The 19,505-nt window shown below is 38.3% G+C and carries 18 protein-coding genes; 9 read left to right on the plus strand and 9 right to left on the minus strand.

Annotation, left to right across the window (positions count from 1 at the left end; all coding sequences use genetic code 11):
• Positions 1-32: 32 nt before the first annotated feature.
• Together CA2015_RS06480 and CA2015_RS06485 are read right to left on the minus strand one after the other, a co-directional pair.
• Positions 33-3,671 carry a BamA/TamA family outer membrane protein gene (locus tag CA2015_RS06480; protein WP_048641176.1) on the minus strand — a complete coding sequence of 1,213 codons (3,639 nt, stop codon included), beginning with the start codon at positions 3,669-3,671 and terminating at the stop codon, positions 33-35.
• Positions 3,668-4,537, minus strand: coding sequence for an SdiA-regulated domain-containing protein (locus CA2015_RS06485; RefSeq protein ID WP_084011674.1), 870 nt, complete (start codon positions 4,535-4,537; stop codon positions 3,668-3,670). The genes CA2015_RS06480 and CA2015_RS06485 overlap by 4 nt, the downstream gene beginning before the upstream one ends.
• A 53-nt stretch (positions 4,538-4,590) precedes the next feature.
• Between CA2015_RS06485 and CA2015_RS06490 the strand changes: the two genes are divergently transcribed.
• A complete protein-coding gene (locus tag CA2015_RS06490; RefSeq protein WP_240477936.1) occupies positions 4,591-5,781 on the plus strand; it encodes a Pycsar system effector family protein in 1,191 nt (396 codons plus the stop codon).
• Positions 5,782-6,138: 357 nt separating this feature from the next.
• Complete coding sequence (locus CA2015_RS06495; protein ID WP_048641178.1) at positions 6,139-6,657, plus strand: hypothetical protein; 519 nt, start codon at positions 6,139-6,141, stop codon at positions 6,655-6,657.
• A 22-nt stretch (positions 6,658-6,679) separates the two neighbouring features.
• Here CA2015_RS06495 and CA2015_RS06500 read toward each other — a convergent pair whose 3' ends face one another.
• The 3 genes from CA2015_RS06500 to dusB form a co-directional block, all read right to left on the minus strand.
• The gene (locus CA2015_RS06500; RefSeq protein ID WP_048641179.1) at positions 6,680-7,591 is read right to left on the minus strand and encodes a mechanosensitive ion channel family protein; all 912 of its coding nucleotides are present in this window, start codon (positions 7,589-7,591) and stop codon (positions 6,680-6,682) included.
• Between the two features lie 63 nt (positions 7,592-7,654).
• Positions 7,655-8,524 carry a DMT family transporter gene (locus CA2015_RS06505; RefSeq protein ID WP_048641180.1) on the minus strand — a complete coding sequence of 290 codons (870 nt, stop codon included), beginning with the start codon at positions 8,522-8,524 and terminating at the stop codon, positions 7,655-7,657.
• Positions 8,525-8,621: 97 nt separating this feature from the next.
• Positions 8,622-9,611: a tRNA dihydrouridine synthase DusB gene (gene dusB / locus CA2015_RS06510; protein ID WP_048644388.1), complete on the minus strand. Its 990-nt coding sequence runs from the start codon at positions 9,609-9,611 to the stop codon at positions 8,622-8,624.
• 149 nt (positions 9,612-9,760) lie between these two features.
• Between dusB and CA2015_RS06515 the strand changes: the two genes are divergently transcribed.
• From CA2015_RS06515 to CA2015_RS06530, 4 genes are all read left to right on the plus strand, one after another.
• Positions 9,761-10,699: a CPBP family intramembrane glutamic endopeptidase gene (locus CA2015_RS06515; RefSeq protein ID WP_048641181.1), complete on the plus strand. Its 939-nt coding sequence runs from the start codon at positions 9,761-9,763 to the stop codon at positions 10,697-10,699.
• Entirely contained in the window at positions 10,692-10,898 is a 207-nt protein-coding gene (locus CA2015_RS06520; RefSeq protein WP_048641182.1) for a putative signal transducing protein, read from the plus strand. Before CA2015_RS06515 ends, CA2015_RS06520 begins: the two co-directional genes overlap by 8 nt.
• A complete protein-coding gene (locus tag CA2015_RS06525) occupies positions 10,882-11,721 on the plus strand; it encodes a phosphatidate cytidylyltransferase (protein ID WP_048641183.1) in 840 nt (279 codons plus the stop codon). Before CA2015_RS06520 ends, CA2015_RS06525 begins: the two co-directional genes overlap by 17 nt.
• Before the next feature lie 105 nt (positions 11,722-11,826).
• Positions 11,827-12,489, plus strand: a complete 663-nt coding sequence (locus CA2015_RS06530; protein ID WP_048641184.1) for a phosphatidylserine decarboxylase family protein — start codon at positions 11,827-11,829, stop codon at positions 12,487-12,489.
• Positions 12,490-12,600: 111 nt separating this feature from the next.
• Here the strand turns inward: CA2015_RS06530 and CA2015_RS06535 are convergent, their stop codons facing one another.
• The 4 genes from CA2015_RS06535 to CA2015_RS06550 are packed head-to-tail and all read right to left on the minus strand — an operon-like array spanning position 12,601 to position 15,046.
• Positions 12,601-13,245 (minus strand): response regulator transcription factor, encoded by a 645-nt coding sequence (locus CA2015_RS06535; protein ID WP_048641185.1) that lies wholly within the window; start codon positions 13,243-13,245, stop codon positions 12,601-12,603.
• Positions 13,229-14,002 (minus strand): sensor histidine kinase, encoded by a 774-nt coding sequence (locus CA2015_RS06540; RefSeq protein ID WP_240477937.1) that lies wholly within the window; start codon positions 14,000-14,002, stop codon positions 13,229-13,231. Before CA2015_RS06540 ends, CA2015_RS06535 begins: the two co-directional genes overlap by 17 nt.
• A complete protein-coding gene (locus CA2015_RS06545; RefSeq protein WP_048641186.1) occupies positions 13,995-14,666 on the minus strand; it encodes a hypothetical protein in 672 nt (223 codons plus the stop codon). The genes CA2015_RS06540 and CA2015_RS06545 overlap by 8 nt, the downstream gene beginning before the upstream one ends.
• A gap of 26 nt (positions 14,667-14,692) precedes the next feature.
• Positions 14,693-15,046 carry a hypothetical protein gene (locus CA2015_RS06550; RefSeq protein WP_048641187.1) on the minus strand — a complete coding sequence of 118 codons (354 nt, stop codon included), beginning with the start codon at positions 15,044-15,046 and terminating at the stop codon, positions 14,693-14,695.
• A 638-nt stretch (positions 15,047-15,684) separates the two neighbouring features.
• Between CA2015_RS06550 and CA2015_RS06555 the strand changes: the two genes are divergently transcribed.
• The 3 genes from CA2015_RS06555 to CA2015_RS06565 all read left to right on the plus strand — a co-directional run bounded on the left by CA2015_RS06555 (position 15,685) and on the right by CA2015_RS06565 (position 19,136).
• On the plus strand, positions 15,685-16,233 hold the full coding sequence (locus CA2015_RS06555) for a LemA family protein (RefSeq protein ID WP_048641188.1): 549 nt from the start codon (positions 15,685-15,687) through the stop codon (positions 16,231-16,233).
• Positions 16,234-16,261: 28 nt separating this feature from the next.
• Complete coding sequence (locus CA2015_RS06560) at positions 16,262-18,160, plus strand: DUF2207 domain-containing protein (protein ID WP_048641189.1); 1,899 nt, start codon at positions 16,262-16,264, stop codon at positions 18,158-18,160.
• A 139-nt stretch (positions 18,161-18,299) separates the two neighbouring features.
• Complete coding sequence (locus CA2015_RS06565; protein ID WP_048641190.1) at positions 18,300-19,136, plus strand: ion transporter; 837 nt, start codon at positions 18,300-18,302, stop codon at positions 19,134-19,136.
• The last annotated feature ends 369 nt before the right edge of the window (positions 19,137-19,505 follow it).

Below are 19,505 nucleotides of genomic sequence, written 5' to 3' on the forward strand. Positions count from 1 at the left end.
AACCTTACGAACCGCAACTTTGAAATACGGAATTAAAATTGGTAGCCGAATGAAAAGAAGGGTAAAACCTCCTCATCAGTAAATCCTACAGAGAAAGTGGCCACCAACTGATTGAGTGGAGCCAACCAAATCCCGCCACCGGTGGCATTGTGCCATTTATTGGACGCTTCATTTTTTACCCATACCCTACCTATATCATTAAAAGCAAGCACTCCAACAGTTGCAGGTAGCACATAGGTCTTCAGGTTAAACAATCGAATCCTTACTTCTGTATTGTTGTAAGCGACTGCATCACCATTGAACCTAAACCTTCTAAATCCACGCAAATTCTCTAGACCACCAAGCGTTTGTCCCTGAAAAAATTCATAATGCCCCCAATTTTTGCCTGCACCAAATTTGCTTGCCCAAACCAATCTCGACGGGTATCGAAAAGACCAATACAATGCAAGTTCAGCATTTACACTACTGAAGTTATTTGAATGCGCATTCATTTTCCACAGCCTTTTTGCCTGCCCACTGAAGTACAATCCTCTTGTAGGCATTTGTTTTTGGTCTCTGGTATCAAAAACGATTTTGGCCGAGCCCCCACTGTAAAACTTGGCTTTGTCCAGGCGTTCCTGGTCCAAACCAATTTCTGGTGAAGTAACAAATTTCCCAGCATTGTCACTCGGATCAAATCGGTATACCTGAAAATTTGGTCCAATGCTGAGACTTCCACTTCCCCCTAATTTAGCTTGAAAGCCACTGTACAATTCATACCAATTGAACCTCGATCGATAATAAGCAATATCGTAGTTTTTCGTATCGTATTCCGTTTCATTCCCCCTTCCAAAGTAGTTATAAGAATAGTGTGGTGCACGAACATCCGCTCTCCACAGTAAGTCCAACTTGCCCAAAACATCAACCGCTTGCCCCTCATAGGCAATATTAAAAGCATTGGTTTTAATCGCATATTTACCCATAATGGACTGCCGAACTGAAAAGGGTTCCTTATTAAAACCTTGCTTTTCCCAAAGCAGACCTCCACCAATAAAAACCCCATCATCTCTGTTATACCCTACTGAGGCCAAAGGCATGACTTTATCAAACTTAAACGCTGTCCTGTTATAGCTTAAACCCGAGGGGGCATTCTTTAATTTAATACTCCCCCCTGAAACAATGGTCTGTTCTTCTCCGGCATTTTGATAAACCAAAGTATTCTTCCTTTGAGTAATCCCCTTGTCTTCAATAAGCTTATCCCCATGACCGGGAATTACCCTTACTTTAATCTTTCCAGGCCCTTCCCCTTCGAAGGCAAAAGTATCATCCCCTTCCAATCCATACAATCGGACCTCCCTGGTTTCAGTTGGCAAAAAGGTACGCTGATAAAGTTTTTGTTCCAGGTCTCCGGATTTATCAATCTTCCTAACTTTTACCTCAACCCTTCCATCAGAAAGATATTTCACTTTGAAAAGCTCATTTTTATCGGTTCCTGTAATATTCACCTCCTTGGAGAGGAAACTGTAATATTGAAGCATTTCTTGCTTCAGCCAGGTTTTTCTTTGGCGCAACTTTGCTTGGATTACGGGGCCATCTTTTTCTGCAACAGCCTCCGGCCAATCCTGAAAAGCTCCTTTGATGGCCTCATCAGTCATTTTGGCAATTTCCTTGTCCAATGTTTTCTCCCAATCCTTCCGATCCAACTCATTGATAAAGCTACGGTCAAAATACCTTCCGTTAAACATAAAGCCAGCCACAAAGCGAGGTGCTTCGTAACCAAAGCCCTGAAACTTAGGAATCAGCCATTTTCTACTGCCGATCTTGGGAATAAGCCCTTCATTAACAAAGAAAGCTTGGTCTCTATCTCTAGGCATAGGAGTAAACTCCCAACCTTTTTTCTTCTTTTCACCTATCCACCTCCACTGGTCATCATGCCTATCCCAATCACCTATCCAAAGGTCAAATATTCTTGCTTTCAATACTTCCTTCTGCTTTACCTGATGATCGTTATCTCCATGAATTTTGGACAGCATTTTATCCGTACTTAAAAACTTAATGTCCTCAGGGGCTTCTGGAGAGGCTATTTCACGTTCTTCAAACAAGTACAAATTATCGGCAAATTCTTCCCTATAAACCCCCAATAAAGGATCATCTGGCAAATACACAATTTTTGGGTTGGTGTGTACTATTCCTACCTCATGCGCCAATCGCGCTACAGCCAGGGCAGCATATGGATGAGAAGAGGAGATCTGATCCTGAATGACCTCTTTGGCAATGGTTTCACGCAAATGGGGAGCCAAGGCCTTGTCAGGGTATTTATTTACCGAGCGAAGCACATACTCCCTACCGCTAGCACTTTCCAATCTCAGGGAGCGGGTTTGCATGCCACCGCCTTTTTTGAGAATGCGAAGACCTCCCTTGGCAGTTGTCAGGTCCAATGTTTCAAAAGAAGCAGGAATGGCCCAAGTCTCCCGGTAATTTTTCCCTAGAAAATTATAGTATCCTTTACCATGCAGGTATTGGGTGGAAATGGGCCTGGTGACGGTTTCAGGTAAGTCACGATCAAACAAATCCAACTCCTTCTTACTATTGGCATAGGGCTTAACCAATTGCTTTTCATAAAGTGCTTCCCCTTTCAATGGATCAAAAAAGGACAGACTTACTTTATGGTTTTCATAAAAATCCAATACTGCATAACCTTGCTTGGGATAGATAAAATCTGCTTCATTGTTCTTTTTAATTGTCGTATGCTTTGCCCCAGCTCCACTGATAATATAATTCACATTGTCTTCCTGCGTAAAAGCCAAGCCATGCTCATGCCCAGCCACTTGAATGATATTTGGGTGATTGGCGAAAATTTCATCAAAGGCTTTAATCATGGCTTCATACCGCGGATGAACCAGATCTTGGACATTGCCAAACCAAGTTCTATAAAGTGGGTAAATGGAACCAATAAGAGGTAAAGGAAGGTATAAATTAGGAGAGATATTGGTGAGGGGAAATAGATGGTCTTTTAAGCTATAAGCGCCATTATGCGGCCCATAAGACCTGAGTGGATGGTGCATGGCTACCAGTATGGTTTTGTCCTTGTTTTCTTCAAGTACATAACGTGTGGCTTCCAAAACCTCCGCTTCAGATTTGTATTCACAATCCGATTCAAGCTTAGGTTTGCCCCTAAGCTGAAGCCACCATTGGCTGTCTAGCAATACCAATATGGTTTCATTATCCAGTTCAATAATATTAGGACCGGGACAAGCACTGCTTGGTAACCACTTTACCTGATCTTCAGGATAGTTTTCCACCACATATTTCTCAGCCCTTAGGACGTTTTCCCAGCCATCTGTTTTTCCTTTTCTCCAATCGTGATTCCCTGGAATCATCCAAATCTTCCCATTTAGGTATTGGTAAAGGTCCAGTTGGGTTTTTAGTATCAATTCTGCCTCTGCCCTACTTTCCTCGTTGATGGCAGGCATCCCAAGTGGATAAATATTATCCCCCAAATAAATTATATGGGCAGGGCTTTCTGGGTCTGCTTGAAGTTTTTTGCGGATGTCCTCAACAACAGGATGTTGTCCATTTTCAAGTTCCCCAGCGTCTCCAACCAAATAAACCCTAAATTTCCTAGGCACTTCCTGGGCCTGTATCAAGGATGGAAGCCAACATAAAATCAGCAGGTAAAGAAATTTTATCATGGCTTCATTTGTATTGGATGATAAGGAAAAACCAAAATATTTGGTTCCCCTCCTCTGGCCTCATTGGAAATGTACATATTCCCCTCCGGATCAAAGGTCATCCCTTCAGGCTGCTTAAATATTTCTGGATTAAGGCGATAAACTTTTATAGGGTCAAAATCCAAATCTGTAATTAACAACCACTTATCGGTCGAAGAGAGGACATAGAATTGCTTTTCTATAGGATGTAATGCAACTGCCGCTGGTTTAATCTCCAAAGGCGCCTTGTCTTTATTCGCTAAGTGTTTTTGGATTTCTCCCCTTTCCAAGGTGATAAAAGACGTTGATTCGTATTGCTTCGAAGTCAAATCAAAACGGAAAACCGAGGCTTCCTCTGTGCCTTTGTCCCACTTACAAGACTTACAAAACACATACAGGTAGTCGCCTTTTTCAGAAACAACCATTGCTTCCAGGTCTCTTTTTTTCTCAATTGGAAAATCGAATTTGGTAGTTTTTGCGTTTTTGGTCAAAGGAGAACTAACTTCATAGAGTGTTCCATCACTCTGTAGCACCCATGCCACATCCTTTACCCATGCGATGTCTTCTATGTCATTGTTTTTGGCAAACTTCTGCTTTTCCTGGATTTTTCCTGTTTCTGGTGCTAGTCTATAAATCACTGAGGACTCATCCTCTATGGCCCAAATTTGGTTTTCCCCTACCCACGCAAGTCCTGAAACTTCTTTCAAATCATCCTCAAGTAGGATTTTCTGGAAATTATCAAGGTCATAGGCTTCTGGAGACAACTCTGTTGACAACTTTTGCGTTCCGGGAGTACATTGCCAATTAACAAAAATAATAAAGGTTAAAATCTGTGAAAAATACATCATTATTCAATTGTAATTAATTACCTTCAAAACAGTATACGTAAAATTAGTAATTAGTGGTGGATAAGCAATTAGAGAAATTTGAACGCTGGATCAGGGAAATGTTTGAGAATCGCCAAAAATCGGAGGTTTGTTACCATAACATGGACCATTCATTGCAAATTGTAAAGAAGGTAGCGGAGATCGGAGAATACTATAACTTAAGCAAAGAAGAAAAGGAAGATTTGTATGTAGCAGGTTGGATGCATGACATCGGCTATTGGGAAGGGAAAGGAGAAGGACATGAGATTAAAGGCTCAGAAATGGCACAAAAATACCTGATCGAATTGGGCCTTAATCAGGAAAGAGTGGATCGGATAAAATCCTTAATCCTGGCCACAAAGGTACCGCAAAACCCTAAAAACTTACTGGAAGAGATCATTTGTGATGCAGACTTATTTCATTTGAGTTCTGAGCGTTTCTTTGAACAGACGCTATTGCTAAAAAAAGAAAAGACAAATCTTGGCTTTGAAAAAACATCATTAAGTGAGTGGCTGAAGGATAGCCGTCTTTTTATGCTTGCTCACCACTACCATACCGAATATGCCAAAATCTATTTTCAACCTGGGAAAGAAGCAAATCTGGAATCGATTGAAATGAAGATCAAAGAAGCAGAAGAACATTCAAAAGCCAAATCAGAAGGGAAAAAAAAAGACAAGAACAAAAAAAAGTCGGAAAGAGGGATTGAAACCATGTTTCGAATTACCTCAAAAAATCATTTGGCTCTTTCTGCTTTGGCTGACAATAAGGCCAATATCATGATCTCGGTCAATTCAATTATTATCTCCATTGTGGTTGCTGTTTTCATCCGAATAATTGAGGAATTCCCCTATTATTTGGTTCCAACACTTATGTTGATTACCACTTGTCTTATTGCCATGGTTTTTGCCATATTGGCCACCCGACCAAATGTAACCAACGGCATCGTCACCAAAGAAGACATCCGGAAAAAGAAGGGAAACCTGCTCTATTTTGGTAATTTCTATGAAATGCCCCTACCTGAATACAAAGAAGGTATGCATGCCCTAATGGATGATGGGACCTACCTTTACGACAGTATGATTACTGACATCTATTATTTAGGAATCGTCCTTTCTAAAAAGTATTTCTTGCTCAGAAAATGCTACAATATCTTTATGTTCGGCTTTGTGCTGTCGGTGATTTCTTTCTTAATAGCTACCTATATCTTCGAACCAATCCCTAGATAATCTAAATGTACTTTTAATTATACGACCTTAAAATAAATGTAAATACCCATTGTTACTTGCAAGATTCCAATTTTTAAACTAAAAAACCTTTTAAGTCGATGCTTACACTCAATCGTTTTTTACTCTGTAATTAATTTTATAGATTAGGAATTTCTTATTTCCTAGTAATAATTTTAGTTGAATAAAGCATTTTTTCTTTATTCTGAAATTGTCAAAATTTTTATAATGAATAGGTTATTTTTTACCTCAGATCTATCCAAAAGAAAGATTAATTTTTTTTCCCAGACGTTATTGGTACTGGCTCTCTATTATAGAGAAATTAATGAAATGATCCCTTTAAAATAAATTTTCTGGCAGATGATCCACTTTTCATTAATCGCCATAATAGATTATTTTTTAGATGACCATCCCTTTACAGGTAGAAAAACACTTCTGCACTTATTACTTATTTCCATTGCTTTTCTAACAATAAGCCTGTACTATGGTGTTTTTGATGCCCTTTTTATCCGTATTCATTTAGCAATATTGATTTTGGGGAATATTTTGGGTGGTAAGGTAGATAAGCCTTTTTGGAAATTGCTAACAATTCTCAATCTGCTTATTTTAATTACAATAGAGCTTTCTAGAAATGAGCTGCAATCAATTTTTGGAATAGCCTTATTGTATGCAACTGGAGCAATTTTTTTATTGGCTATAACAGAAAGGATTTCAGAAAATAACAGAAGTTTCTGGATGGTTCATACCATAGCATTGTTTTTATGGATTAGCTTTAAAGGCCCCTTTTTTGAAGAAGCCTTTATTTTCTTGGTGGGAGGAATTGCTTACGAATTGGCTAAAATATTAATCTCTAAAAAGCTAAGCATAAACCCATTATAAACATAGTAGCGTATAATGAAAGTTACCTCTTAGGGTTATTTTCGGGATGGACTTTGTCCTGATGCATTAAGATTGTAGAAGTAGGATAAGCAAGCCTGATATTGTCCTCTGGCCCTAGTTGCTCCAATATACTTTCCGTAATGGCATGCTCAAACATCCTTCGCTTTTTTGGATCACAGAGATAACGCATAGAAAGCTGAACGCCTCTTTCGGTAATCTTAGTAAAAATCATCGGGGTAAATTGCTTGTAGACAATCAAATGCTCTTGTTTGGCTTTTTTAAAGACCTTTTCAGCCTTTTTCAGGTCCTCATGCAGATGCTCGTTCAAGATATTAAGTAAAATACCCTTGGCTTTTTTAAAATCACTTCTTAAGGTTATATAAATCCTTTGCTCATTCCAGATATAATTAAAACCTGTAGAATAATTTGCCTGAGCATCCATAAAAACCTTTCCATTGGGCACATGAATGACACGGCCTGTACTCTGGTCTGCATCTACCCAGTTCCCAATCTCCAGCAATGAAAACTGAAAAAGCCGAAGGTCAATGACATCACCCTGCACTTCCCCAATTTGGATCCTGTCGCCAACATCAAAGGGCTTGCGCAGGTATATAAATGCCCAGCCGGCAATGTTTACAAAAATATCCTTTAAGGCAATGGCTATACCAGCAGACAACAGTCCTAGAAAGGTAGTGATAGAGTGAAAATTACCGATCCATAGGTTTCCAATAATCAGAATGCCAATAATAAAAGAAGTGTATTCAATAAACTTACGGTAATGGTACTGCCGCCTTAGCTCCACAGCATCACCCCTGTATATTAGTTTTAGGGAGATCTTATTGATCAGCCACATCACGAACCCAATCAGCACCGTTTGCAGAACCCTGTTTCTTAATTCTGGGTCAATGTCTAAGTTTAAGAAATTATCGAACATATTATTTCACTCTGGAAACAAGAATTGTTTAAAAATTAAAAATAATCCAGCCTTTCCTGCTATTCATTCAGTGGCTTTAGCTTTTCGATTTCCGATCCACACACCGACCACTACAGCAAATATGCCCAAATAATGAAAAGGAAACAAAGTCTCTCCATCCAAAACTCCCCAAAAGATCGCAACCAATGGGATAATATAGGTGACCGAACTGGCAAAAACCGGTGTTACAAGCTTTACAATTGAATTAAATAGGATCAGGGCCAAGGCTGTTCCTACGGCACCAAGAAAAGTAATGTAACCTGCAGCCAGCCATGCACCCTCCACATGGACCAGCTTGAATGAAAAACTCGTGAACCCAAACAAGTAAAGGGAAGCTATAGGCAACACCATCATCAAGGATATGGCAGTGATCATTGTTGGGTTTATTTCCTTGATTTTAAACTTGATAATATTTACGTTGAACCCATAACAAATAGAGGCAAGGACAATCAATAGTCCATAAAGGTTTAAGCCCGAGAAAACATCCAGCTTACCAGAATTGCCTGCAAGTACCAAAAGACAGACTCCCATTAGCGCAATTACCAAACCTATAGCATTTTGCCTGGAGATTTTCGTCTTAAAAAGCAGGGCCCCAATCACCATCACCATCAAGGGCGTGAGGGCATTGATCACTCCTGCTAGAGAGCTGGAAAGTTGGGTCTGTGCTGTAGCAAATAAAAAGGCAGGAATAAAACTCCCTAAAAAACCTATACAAAAAAGATAGGTCATTTGCCTTCTGTTAAGCAATTTTACTTTAGGAATCCCCAAAGGCAATAAGACCAGGGCAGCCGTAACGATCCTAAAAGCACCGACCTCACCTGGAGAGAAAACCACCAGAGCCTTTTTGATTAAGATAAATGAGCTTCCCCAAACCAAAGCCAGCAAAAGTAACATTGCCCAATGCTTTGAGTTCTGGTTTTGAATCTTTATTGGTACAGGCACTTCTCTATATATTTGGAATCCCTAATGCTTCCTTTTAGCGAAAATTTCCTCAAAGCACTTCGTCTGCAAAGACCCTGGAAATATCTTCAAGGATTTCATTGACTTCAGAATAATCATCTGTTGTCACCAAAGCTGTACGGTAAGGTTTGAAATGGGGTATCCCTCTAAAATAATTGGTGTAATGCCTTCTCATCTCCAGGACGCCTAACTTTTCTCCTTTCCACTCAACAGAAAAATCAAGGTGTTTTCGTGCTACTTTTACCCTTTCCTCCATATCTGGAGCATCCAAAAATTTCCCGGTAGCCATAAAATGCTTGATTTCATTGAATATCCAAGGATAACCTATGGCTGCTCTACCTATCATCAGACCGTCCACACCATATTTTTCTTTGTACGCTTTGGCCTTCTCCGGACTGTCTATGTCTCCATTTCCAAAAACCGGAATTTTAATCCTGCTATTCTTTTTAATTTCTGCCAAATAGGACCAATCTGCCTCCCCTTTGTACATTTGTTTTCTGGTACGGGCATGTATACTGATCGCCTGAATGCCTACATCTTGCAAGCGTTCCGTCACTTCATTGATCCTTATGGTATTCTCATCCCAGCCGAGTCTGGTTTTTACCGTCACGGGTATTTTTACAGCCTTGACGATTTCGGCTGTCATGGCTACCATTTTGTCTATGTCCAATAAAATGCCGGCTCCGGCACCTTTACAAGCCACCTTATTCACTGGGCAGCCATAGTTAATATCTAATATATCTGGTCCTGCTTCTTCAGCAATAGCTGCTGCCTCTCTCATGGAGGAAATTTCATTGCCAAATATTTGAATGCCTATTGGCCGTTCATAATCATATACATCTAATTTTTGAACGGATTTGGCTGCATCTCTTATCAATCCTTCAGAGCTAATGAATTCAGTATACATCAAATCTGCCCCATTGCTTTTACAGACAGCTCTAAATGGCGGATCACTAACATCCTCCATAGGAGCCAATAGCAACGGAAACTCCCCTAAATTTAAATCCCCAATTTTAATCACACGCTTATTTTTTTTTGCAAAAATGACTGTTTTTAGTTGAATATCAATAACATTGCCATCATTGTCTTTCATTTTGAGTAAATTATTTTATTTCCAAAAAACAAAAGTATCTTGTGGTGCACGCTATTTACTGTAAATTTACTCTTAATATGGAAATTTATGAAAATCGGCCAGGACATTCTATCAAGCAACATTGGTTGCTTTCCTTTACTGTTTTGGTTTTAATCGTATTTGGATCCCTTGCCATTCTCCAAACCATGGCCTTAGGCTTATTGCCTATACTCTTCGGAATCTCCTTTGACCAATTGCCTTACCTATTAACCGCTTCCCTGGATCATCCTAATGCCAGGTTGGCCTTTCTTTTTATTCAAGGACTGGGAGGAGGACTAGGTTTTTTTATCGGAGGCTGGATTTTTGTCCGTTTTGTGGATAGAAAAACCCTTAGACTGGATTTACAACTTGACCCTTTAAAATTTAATGGATTATGGATTGTATTGCCATTGCTCTTTGGCTTTGTGCTATTCAACTCCTTATTGGTTTATTTAAATATGAACATTGAATTCCCTGAAGCCCTAAGTGGTTTGGAAGCTGCCTTCAGAGCCAAGGAAGACCAATTGATGGAATTGACAAAATACCTTACGGACTTTGAAAGTGTGGGTGAATTTCTATTGGGAATATTGATTATAGGGCTTTTGGCCGGAATTGGCGAAGAGTATTTATTTAGGGGAATAGTGCAACCTAAAATGCACCAATATACTGGCAATGCGCATTGGGCAGTGTGGATCACTGCATTCATTTTCTCCGCCATTCATTTTCAGTTTTACGGCTTTCTCCCCAGGCTAATGCTTGGGGCGCTATTTGGTTACTTGTACCTGTATTCTGGCTCTCTGCTTTACCCAATGGTAGCCCATATACTGAACAATACTTTAACAGTTACCTTGGTTTATTTCAACAAACTTGGTTTGATGGAATTTGATTTAGAGGACGCTGACACTTTGTATTGGGAATATGTAATTGCAGGTCTTGTAATATTTCTTTTCTGTTGGAATTTGTTTATTAAATCAAATAAAAACCAGGTCTATGAGTAATTGGCACAAAATATTCGAATCCAGCACCCCAATAAGGGCTGAAATAGTAAAGGGAGTTCTTGAAGAAAAAGGTATCACTGCGGTCATTGTCAATAAAAAAGACCCGGTTTATAAAATCCATGGAAACATTGAAGTAATGGTTCTAGAGGAGCAAGCCCAGCAGGCATTAAAAATAGTGGAAAATGAAATCTCGTTTTAGTATAAGTAATTATAGTAATCTGGCCCAAAGGGTAATAACAGCCATTTTAGGGACCATTATCATCATCACCAGTACTGTATTTAGTGAATGGTCCTATTTTATCGTCTTTGCTATAATTTTGGCATTTACTCAGATGGAATTTTATAAACTTTGTGGATTGGACGGTATGCTACCACTTAAAAGTTTTGGGACCTTTATAGGTCTTTTGGTTTTTAGTTTTACTTTTTTGGAAGAAATGAAAATCATACCTATAGCCTATTACTTTTTGGTATTCCCGCTTGTTTCCATGATCTTTTTTATCAAGCTCTATAAGAAAACAGATAAAAAACCCTTTACAGGGATTGCCTACACCATTTTAGGGATATTCTATGTGGCCCTTCCCTTTTCATTACTGACAGTAGCCGCATTTTCTGTAGACAATACCTTTCATTTTGAAATCATCATCGGCTCCTTACTGATGTTATGGGCCAGCGATTCCGGCGCCTATTTCGCAGGTACGAAATTTGGTAAAACAAAGTTATTCGAAAGGGTCTCGCCTAAAAAATCTTGGGAAGGAAGCCTTGGGGGTGCTTTTTCAGCCATTATTGTCACTTACTTTATCTCCAAAAATTTCACTGTATTACCAGAATGGCAATGGTTTTGCATCATGACCATTATAATTATTGCAGGCACTTATGGAGATCTTATCGAATCCCTTTTTAAAAGAAGTATTGCAATAAAAGACTCAGGCAAAGGATTACCTGGACACGGAGGCTTTATGGATCGTTTTGATGGTTTATTACTTTCTACTCCTTTTATTGTTGCATTTTTAAAAATATTTTAATAATTACTCTAAAAAGTCCTAATATTGTACTTTAGAAAGTATCGAGAGGGATTTTATTCCTTGGGATCTATTTAATAAAATCGGGAAACTTAAGGCTAAACCATTATGACCATTCATAAAGAAGGAAGATCATTATTATTTTGGATGTTAATTGTTTTGGCAGGAATCAACTTTGCTATCAATTATTTAATCCCTTTAGAAGAACTAGTCATTAACTTGGTGCTAATTGGTAGCATAATTCTATATTTGACCGTTTTACAATTCTTCAGAAACCCAGCAATCCCTATTCCAAACGACCCTGAATTGATCTATGCACCTGCTGATGGTAAGGTCGTAGTAATCGAAAAAACAATGGAGGAGGAATACCTTAAGGAAGATAGAATTCAGATATCTATATTTATGTCTCCCATAAATGTTCATGTCAACAGATCTCCGATTAATGGCATCCTAAAATATTTCAAATACCATCCTGGAAAATACCTCGTAGCCTGGCATCCTAAATCCAGCACTGAGAATGAACGAACATCACTGGTAATAGAACATCCCAATGGTATACAACTAATGATGCGCCAAATTGCAGGGGCCATGGCAAGAAGAATCAAATGGTATGTAAAAGAAGGTGATCCTATGGCTCAAGGCATTGAATTTGGTTTCATTAAGTTTGGATCAAGAGTGGATGTCTTCGTCCCTTTAGACGCTGAAATATTGGTAGACATTGACCAGAAAACCAAAGGAGGAATAACCCCTATTGCAAAATTCAAATCATAAGTATGGGATTTGAGCTAAGATCTAAAACTCAATTCTTACAGAACTGAAAAATAAACATCCTACCATTGTCCAAGTATTATTGACCATACAAGAAGCCAAGATAAGGGGATTCTATATGCCCATATCCAAGGCTTTTTTTACGAGCTCTGTAACTGAAGAAACGTTTAATTTTTGATGAAGATGTTTTCGGTGGGTCTCTACAGTGTAAATGCTTAGATACAATTCACTGGCAATTTCCTTATTGGTTTTCCCTTTCACAATCCACTTTAAAATCTCCAGTTCTCTTTTGGAAAGTTTAAATGTGGCTTTAAAATGGTCATATTGCTCAAACTCATCTCCCTCCTCTGCTTGATTTAACACATGGTCAAAATTGGCCAGGTACCTGTCTTCCATCACCTCACGAATGGTATATATCAACTCTTCAGGATCTGCATTCTTAAGTACATAAGCATTTACACCTTGTTTAATACACTTCTTAAAGATTTCTTCATCATCATACATGGAAAGGACAATCGTTTTTACTTTCCATCTCTTTTTCTTAATATGGTTTAGAATATCAAGGCCATTGAGCCCAGGCATGTTCATGTCGGTAATAACCAAATCAACCCTATTTGCTTCCAATGCGGCCAATGCTTCCTTGCCATTATGCACAACTTTTTCTACACTAAAATCGGGCTCATTTGTAAGTAATCTTTCTATTCCAGCTGCAAATAATTTATGATCGTCTGCTAGTAATATCTTAGTTATGTTCGTCATTTTCCAATTCTATTTCTATCTCCGTCCCCTTACCTATACTTGAATCAATCTTCACTTTACCTCCAATAGCCTCGACTCTGGAATGGATATTCCTCAGTCCCAACCCCTGAGAAACGGTTGTCATGTCAAAGCCATCTCCATCGTCTTTAATGCCTAATATTAATCTATTTTCTTTATTTATAATTGTAATCGAAATCAATGTTGGTGAAGCATGTTTTATGGCATTGTTCAGGCATTCCTGAACCAAGCGGATAAGAACAAGCTTTTTATCACTTTCAACGAATACTATTGGGTTTCCTTCTTTTTGAAAAGACACTTCGCAAAAACCACTTTTCTGAATTTTCCCAAGCTCTTCTTCAAGAAATTCTTCAAACTTCACATCGTTGATATAATCCTTGTTGATTGATCGAGAAAGGCTACGGACCTCTTTTATAATTTGATTGATCAACTTTTTGCCTTCATAAACAGAGGCCGGGTCTGGGTTATTTAGCACCAATTTTGTCAAAGACAATAACTGACCAATATTGTCATGTAACTCTTGACTGACATACTGAAGGGTATGTTCCCTAATTTCCTTTTCAGCATTCAAAATTGTATTCTTGAAATCAGCTTTGATAATTTGAATTTTATGCCTGTTTTTAATCTGTCTCTGCCTATGAACGATGACTATGGCAATGATAAATGCTGCCATAATAACCATAAGCACCACACCTGTAAGAATAGCAAAAAAGGTTTGTAAAGAATCGTCTTCAATCACTTTTCGGGGAAAAAATCAAAGGTGAATAATAGGAGAAACCAAAAATAAGGTACAAAGTTGCCGCAAAAATCCTGTTCAATGAAGCGAGAATGGTAATATAATAAGTATCAAGAGTCCACAGCATATTCAAAGAACCAAAGTAAATAAAACTGGCAGAATAGAAAAGAAGAATTGCTGCAATGTTCCAAAACTGAGGTAAACTAAGTAAAGGTGCGTCTTCATTTTTTTCTGCCATAAAAACGCTAAACATCAAATAACAACAAAAAATAACTATACCCAAGCTCCCCAACAAATGCGTATACTGCTGAAAAATCACTATTGGAGACTGAATAAATAAAGTGTTAAATACTGCCCATGCAATGAAAAAGAGAATGAAATATTTTAAATTTCTTTTAATTCTTTTAGCCTCAATTAAAGACCCCAGGTAAACCAATATCAATATGGTTTCTCCAATAACAAAAAACACATTATAAACAAGCACATTCTTTTCTCCTTGCTCCACTAAAAAATAGGCATATAGCTCAAAACTTAACACATAAACAATAAGGAACAAAATAAAGGCATGTGACCTTTCATGCAGTTTATACTTCTTCTTAAAATAGTAAAAGAACAATGACAGTAATAAGCCAATTACAATACAAGAAATGTAAACATAAAAAGTCATGATAAAACTGCCATTGTTAATTTAACTTACTTTTTACAATCAGGGGGACAAATTTTCCCGCCATTCCTAATCCAGGAGTCGTCTGTAGTGCTGGAATTGTCATTTGAAGCGGCTAGGATCAAGGTTAACTTCCCTATGTAATCCTCAGTATCCTCTTTTTCTCCCCTCACTTTTACAGTTTCCTTGTCATACATACCAAGGTAGATTTTCAAACCACCTTCCTTGTCGTCGGTTTTTGCCAATAGTTCCTCTATGGTCTTTCTGTCAAAAAAGATAGAACGGGTTTGTTCCTTGGCCTTGTCACCATTTATTCCCTTTTCTGCATTGAAAATAAACTTTTCGTAATTTTCTCTTAGCTGTCTAAATAAATTTAAGTCCATATTCTAATTGGATTAAGGTAAAAATAACTTTACCAAATTTAACCAATCTTCTAATTAAAAGCTTAAATTCCTTAAAAAATCATTTTAGTCTTAAAATTAGCACCTATATATTCACAAAACAACCAAAGCCCCCTCTTACTGGACCTAATAAATTGATAATGAATACAAAAGAACAATCAAGTTTACAATCGACTGATTCAAAACGGATAAAAGAGCATTGTTGGAAGCGGTATTTAGTCAGTTTGACAAGAGGATTTAACACATGATTTTAATCATAATTAAATGAGCTAGAAACGTATCTTTCATTTTGCATTTAACGCCAAGTAAGCAGTTACTACGAATTCAATTGAATATCCATAAATGAACACAAAAAATAGTTCTTCTCGGAGGACAAAGTATGCTAGTAAGTTTTTATACAAAAATCGGTATTGGTGAATCCTTGGCGAGCTATATCATTTTATGAACCAATAACCTAGCAAGGTTAACTACCACTGAAAGCAAATCGAATAATGGTCCACTATTTTAATTAACAAACCGAAAGAATTGATTAATTATTATTACTTTAACCTGAAATAGGCAATCGAAAAGCTTAGGCTTTCCTTTGCAATTAAACTTTATTCAAGATAACCTACTAAATTATGACAATAGCCATAGTGGCAATTGGCATTTTGCTTGCCTTCACGCTTTTAACCTACAATAAGCTCATTCGCCTACGTAACAATGCCAGCGAAGGATGGAGCGGAATAGACGTTCAGCTAAAGCGACGAACAGACCTTGTTCCCAATCTGGTCACTACCGTGAAGGGATATGCCAAACACGAAGAACAGCTTCTAGAGGAAATAACTGCGCTTAGAAATCAAGTTATACCGAAACAATCGGTGTCCGAAACATCAAAATCAGCTGCTGATCTAGGGAAATCATTAAAAAAAATAATGGTTGTGGCCGAAGCTTACCCAGAACTAAAAGCAGATAAAAACTTCCTAAAACTACAACAGCAACTCTCTGAAATTGAAGATTATCTTCAAAAATCCAGAAGATATTACAATGGAACAGTTAGAGAATTCAACATTAAAGTTGAATCTATACCTTCCAATATTATTGCCAATATCTTTGGCTTTACAAAACTTGAGTTTTTCACACTTTCTGATTCAAATGATCGGACTCTACCTGAATTAAATTTTGAATAAGATGCATCGGTATTATTTAGTCTTTATAATGATACTGCTATCCGGCAGCTTTAGTCTTCTGGCACAAGATCAGGAGGAGATCCTCAAATACCATAGTGAGATCAATGTTCAACCTGATGGTTACTTAAATGTTACTGAAGACATCACTGTCAGAAGCAATGGTTACGATATAAAAAGAGGGATATTCAGAAGCTTCCCCGTCAGATACAGAGACCGGTACAACAACCAAGTAAGCGTAGGCCTGAAAGTACTCTCGGTAAAAAAAGATGGCAATGATGAACCTTATAAAGTAATACGGCAGGGAGATTATGAAGTTATCAGAATTGGTGATGAAAACACCTTACTAGCCCCTGGTATTTATTCCTATTCAATTTCTTACAAAACTGATCGTCAAATTGGTTTTTTCAAGGAATTTGACGAGTTGTATTGGAATGCGATTGGTCCAGAGTGGGACTTTACTATACTTGAAGCAAGTGCTCGGATCAACCTTCCTTCTGGTGGAATTATAGGGCAGTATGCTGCTTATTCAGGAAAATCGGGGACATCTTCTTGCTCCTGTACATTAGACAAAGAAGCTGAAAATTCCCTTTACGTTAAAACAAATGAACCCCTTTTAGCCAAAGAAGCACTAACTCTTGCCGTATCCTGGCAAAAAGGGCTCATCCCTGCACCTAGCCAAGCAGAGAAAACCAATGCCTTCTTTAGAGACAATGCAGGGATTTTCATACTTGCCATAGGCCTCCTCCTTGTATTGACTTATTATTTTTATTCCTGGAACAAAGTGGGCCGCGACCCACATAAGGGAGGCATTTACCCTATGTTTGATCCTCCAGAAGGATTAGATGCCGCTTCCATGAGGTACTTGTATAAAATGAATTTCGACAGCCAAACTTACCTTGCAGGAATTGTAGAATTGGCCACTAAAGGATGGGTAAAAATCATAGAAGAAAAAAAGAAAAAATTCACCCTCGAAAAAATACAAACAAAAGAAGGCAATTTAAACCCTGGTTATAAAAAAATAATGAATTCACTTTTCCCCTTGGGTGAAGAAAGAATAAGCCTTGAGCAAAAAGAACACAAGAAAATCGGAGGGGCAATGCGTGCTCTGCAAAAGGATTTATACAGCAGACTTCATGGCTCGCACTTCAAGAACAATTACACCTGGGTAGTTCCAGGTTTCATCCTTTCTATACTAATCTTGGCGCTTGCTATTAAATACACCATTCCTTTATTATTAGAAGCAGAAAAAACACTGCTCATCTTTGGCTTGGTGTATTGTGTCTTACTTCTGATTTTCTTAGGGAAAATCTTCATGACCTATATGGAATACATGGACAAAGGGCATGTAAAAAGAAGCACAGTAATTATTGAAAGCCTTATTCTAGCGATACTTATTGGCGTTCCTGTTTTCCTAATTATTCAATTCAATATTAAGCCAGCGTTTGGCTTTCTTTTCCTTTTTCTACTAATAGGGCTGACCAATGTTGTATTTATCAGTTTGATGAAAGCGCCTACAGTAAAAGGAAGAAAACTAATGGATAAAATTGAAGGTTTCAGAATGTACCTCAATGCAGCAGAAAAACCCTTGTTGGAGACCTATAACCCTCCCGGTGTCACTCCTGAGGTTTTTGAAAAATTCCTACCTTATGCCATCGCACTTGAAGTTGGAGAAGCCTGGGGCAAAGCCTTTGAAAAAAGCCTGACTGAATTAGGGGAGGAGTATCAAAACAGGTCTTCCTACCGTCCTATCTGGTATACTGGATCAGCATTTACTGCCGGATCCTTAGCCGCATTTTCCAGTGACCTTAGCAGTACCTTTGGATCAGCTATTGCCAATTCTTCCAGCCCTCCAGGTAGTTCTTCAGGCAGTGGAGGAGGAGGAAGCGCCGGCGGTGGTGGCGGCGGCGGCGGCGGCGGTGGCTGGTAATTCGCTTTACAGGTACACCACATTTCTCTAGTCTGGAAATACACTGCCAAATTATAGACAGATTTATTGTAAATTTACTGCCCGGAAAAATACCTGTACAATTCAGCTATTGATAAATTAGCTTATAAGCCAATAATTCATGATATCTCTTCCTTCAAAAAAAAGACTGGCTCATATTGTTTATGAATCGGATGATCGTGCCTCCAAAGCTTTTGATCTGGTTTTATTGGTTTTAATCTTATTGAGTGTTGTAATCGTCATACTGGACTCCGTTCAAGACATTCGTGAAAATTACGGGAGTATCTTGTATTGGCTGGAATGGGCTTTTACGATTATTTTCACCATAGAATATTTCCTTAGGATCTGGCTGGGAAACAATAAAACCGGCTATGTTTTCAGTTTTTATGGAATCGTAGATTTACTGGCCATACTCCCTACCTATCTAAGTCTATTCTTATTGCAAACTCAATACCTGACAGTCATAAGAGCCCTGCGTTTTTTAAGGATATTAAGGATACTCAAATTACCCGAATACATTAAGGAAGCTTCTCGTTTAACAGAAGCACTGAAACACAGCAAGGCGAAAATACAGATTTTCGTAGGATCGGTTTTGACCATTGTTTTGGTAATGGGATCTGTAATGTACATTATCGAAGGTCCGGAAAGTGGCTTTACCTCTATCCCAAGATCCATGTATTGGGCCATAGTTACACTTACTACTGTTGGCTACGGTGACATTGCACCCACTACTGATCTTGGCCAATTTATGGCTTCAATTATTATGTTGATTGGTTATGCGATTATAGCAGTTCCAACAGGAATTGTCACTTCTGAATTGGTTTCTGCGAGGAATGCGGAAGAAATAAAAGCCCACCCAAACATTAAAACATGTAAAGCCTGCAATTTACAGAGTCACAGTTTGGATGCTGTGTTTTGCAGACGCTGTGGCACCCGCCTTAGTCCTAAGCAGGAATAAAGGGTTTATGCACTTTGCTCTAGGCAATAGAAGTAAACCATTGCAACTTCTTCCGAGAACCATACATTCTATTCACCCTTTTTGAATAGAAAAGCCCAAAAAGCAAAAAAGCTATGAAATAAAATTTCATAGCTTTAGTCAATTAACAATAAACCCAAAATAACCTGCTGTAGGAGAAGGAGTCGAACCTCCATGGAGTAGTTAGGCTAAATATGAGCTCTATATTTGCTTTTTCCCAATTCCTCCACCCCCGAGATAGGAGGGCATGTCTGCCAGTTTCATCACCCTACAGTATATATCGTCAATTAAATCGTTACTTCTTAACTTTTAATTGACCAGAGACCTTTTGTCTTTGTTTGATATGTCAAA

This window comes from Cyclobacterium amurskyense, from assembly GCF_001050135.1.
Lineage (GTDB): Bacteria > Bacteroidota > Bacteroidia > Cytophagales > Cyclobacteriaceae > Cyclobacterium > Cyclobacterium amurskyense.

Coding starts and splice junctions, on each gene's coding strand:
- CA2015_RS06480 (WP_048641176.1), bottom strand. CDS start 3,671: ATGATAAAATTTCTTTACCTGCTGATTTTATGTTGGCTTCCATCCTTG.
- CA2015_RS06485 (WP_084011674.1), bottom strand. CDS start 4,537: ATGATGTATTTTTCACAGATTTTAACCTTTATTATTTTTGTTAATTGG.
- CA2015_RS06495 (WP_048641178.1), top strand. CDS start 6,139: ATGATCCACTTTTCATTAATCGCCATAATAGATTATTTTTTAGATGAC.
- CA2015_RS06500 (WP_048641179.1), bottom strand. CDS start 7,591: ATGTTCGATAATTTCTTAAACTTAGACATTGACCCAGAATTAAGAAAC.
- CA2015_RS06505 (WP_048641180.1), bottom strand. CDS start 8,524: ATGTTACTTTTGCTGGCTTTGGTTTGGGGAAGCTCATTTATCTTAATC.
- CA2015_RS06515 (WP_048641181.1), top strand. CDS start 9,761: ATGGAAATTTATGAAAATCGGCCAGGACATTCTATCAAGCAACATTGG.
- CA2015_RS06520 (WP_048641182.1), top strand. CDS start 10,692: ATGAGTAATTGGCACAAAATATTCGAATCCAGCACCCCAATAAGGGCT.
- CA2015_RS06525 (WP_048641183.1), top strand. CDS start 10,882: ATGAAATCTCGTTTTAGTATAAGTAATTATAGTAATCTGGCCCAAAGG.
- CA2015_RS06530 (WP_048641184.1), top strand. CDS start 11,827: ATGACCATTCATAAAGAAGGAAGATCATTATTATTTTGGATGTTAATT.
- CA2015_RS06535 (WP_048641185.1), bottom strand. CDS start 13,245: ATGACGAACATAACTAAGATATTACTAGCAGACGATCATAAATTATTT.
- CA2015_RS06545 (WP_048641186.1), bottom strand. CDS start 14,666: ATGACTTTTTATGTTTACATTTCTTGTATTGTAATTGGCTTATTACTG.
- CA2015_RS06550 (WP_048641187.1), bottom strand. CDS start 15,046: ATGGACTTAAATTTATTTAGACAGCTAAGAGAAAATTACGAAAAGTTT.
- CA2015_RS06555 (WP_048641188.1), top strand. CDS start 15,685: ATGACAATAGCCATAGTGGCAATTGGCATTTTGCTTGCCTTCACGCTT.
- CA2015_RS06560 (WP_048641189.1), top strand. CDS start 16,262: ATGATACTGCTATCCGGCAGCTTTAGTCTTCTGGCACAAGATCAGGAG.
- CA2015_RS06565 (WP_048641190.1), top strand. CDS start 18,300: ATGATATCTCTTCCTTCAAAAAAAAGACTGGCTCATATTGTTTATGAA.